Raw genomic sequence first — 2,009 nt, 5'->3', positions numbered from 1 at the left:
CCGACTCCGACTCCGACTCCGACGCCTCCGCCTCCGGCTCAAGCGCCGGACATTCGCATCGAACTGCGGCGCGGACCGACGACGGTCACTGTGACTTGGCCTGCAGGCGCCGCCAGCGATTGCGCAGCCTGGATGCGCGAGCTGCTGCGATGATCCGCATCGAGGCAATGTGGCTGGCTGCCGATCCCATCGACATGCGTGCCGGCGCCGATCGCCTGCTTGCACGCGTCGTGCAGGTCTTCGGCGCTGCACAGGCGCACCATGGTTACCTGTTCGCGAACGCCCGCGGCACACGCATCAAGCTGCTCGTGCACGACGGCTTCGGCGTGTGGTGCGCAGCGCGTCGGCTCAACGCGGGGCGCTTCGTCTGGCCTGGCACGGGCCACGTGACGCCCTCACTGTCGCTCACTCCGGCGCAGTTCGACGCCCTGGTCCTGGGCCTGCCGTGGCAGCGCCTTCCCGAGCTGAGCGTCATCACGCGAGCCTGAGGCCTCGACACAGGCCTTCTATGCGTTGACAGTGGATGTGCCGAGGTTCGCATCGGCGTGCACTGGCATCATGCAACGCATGCTTGGCGCACGTGATCTTCCTGCAGCGAATCCGGCGGAACTGTCCGCCGAGGCAGCTGCGCTGGTCACTCAGCTGCTGCGGCGCCTGCAGGACCAGGAGCAGCAGCTGGCCGAACATGGCCGTGTCCTCGCGCAACGCGATCAGGCGCTCGCCGAGCGCGACGCATTGCTGCAACACAAGGACCGCGAGATTGCGCTGCGCGAGGCCAAGATCGAGAAGATCACCTTCGAACTCGCCAGGCTCAAACGGTGGAAGTTCGGCGCGAAGTCAGAAGCCATGAACGCCGAGCAGCGCCGCCTGTTCGAGGAGACGCTGGCCGAGGACGAGGCGGGACTGCGCGAGCAGCTCGAGCGGCTACGGCGTGAAGCTGCGGCCGCTGCAGCCGCAGCAGCTGCGTCGGATACGACGACCAAGGCGCCCCCGCGTCGTCCGCGCCGCAACCCGTTCCCCGAGCACCTGCGCCGCGTGGAACACCACCATGAGCCCGAGCGTACCGACTGCCAAGAGCCTGGCTGTGGACGTCCCATGACGCGCATCGGCGAGGAGATCAGCGAACGGCTGGACATCGTACCGGCCGAATTCTTCGTTCACCGCCACATCTACGGCAAGTGGGCCTGCCGTTGCTGCCAAGTGCTGCGCCAGGCGCCCAGCGTCGCAGAGGTCATCGAGGGGGGTATTGCCGCCAGCGGTTTCGTCGCACACACGCTGATCAGCCGCTTCGTGGACCACCTGCCGTACTACCGGCAAGAGACGATCAACGCGCGCAGCGGCGTGCACACGCCTCGCTCCACGCTGGCGTCCATCGCCGGCCAGGCAGGTGCGGCGCTGGAGCCATTGCACGAGGTGCACAGGCGATTCATCCTCGGCTGCGCGGTTTTGCACGCCGACGAGACGCCAGTGGCTCTGCTGGACCCGGGCGCGGGCAAGACGCGCCGAGCATACGTCTGGGCCTACGCCAGAAGCTGGCACGACGCGGTGCCCGGCGTGATCTATGAGTTCTGCCTGGGACGCGGGGCGCAGTACCCGCTGGCGTTCCTGGAAGGAAACGGCGAGCGATGGTCGGGGACATTGCTGACCGACCGCTACAGCGCCTATGAGACCGTGGTCGATCCGCGGCTGTACCCGGATCGCTTCGCCGCCGCCTGCGCCGCGCACGCGCGCCGCAACTTCGAAGAGTTGACGCACGACGGCACCAGCGCGGTGGGCCTGGAGGCAGTCCGGCGCTTCGCGCGCATCTACGGGGTTGAGGCTAAGCTCAAGGACCTCAGCGACGATGAGCGCCGGGCGCAACGCCAGCGGCTCGCCAAGCCCCTGTGGGAGGAGCTCCAGCAGTGGCTGCGACTGGAGCGCCGGCTCGTGGCCGACGGTAGCCCGACGGCGAAGGCCATCGACTACACGCTGACGCACTGGACCGCGCTGACGCGGCACCTGGACGACGG

Annotated in this window: 2 protein-coding genes; both read left to right on the top strand. The window is 68.1% G+C overall.

What is annotated here, in order from left to right; all coding sequences use genetic code 11:
- On the top strand, positions 1-488 hold a 488-nt coding region (gene tnpB / locus Q392_RS26315; RefSeq protein WP_211260315.1), incomplete at its 5' end, for an IS66 family insertion sequence element accessory protein TnpB.
- A gap of 70 nt (positions 489-558) precedes the next feature.
- Positions 559-2,009 (top strand): IS66 family transposase (tnpC, locus tag Q392_RS26310; RefSeq protein ID WP_157008351.1); only part of this gene is annotated, 1,451 nt, incomplete at its 3' end.

This window comes from Xenophilus azovorans DSM 13620 (assembly GCF_000745855.1).
Classification (GTDB): Bacteria; Pseudomonadota; Gammaproteobacteria; order Burkholderiales; family Burkholderiaceae_C; genus Xenophilus; species Xenophilus azovorans.
The sequence above is the reverse complement of the archived record's forward strand: the minus strand, read 5'-3'. Positions and strand labels throughout refer to the sequence as shown.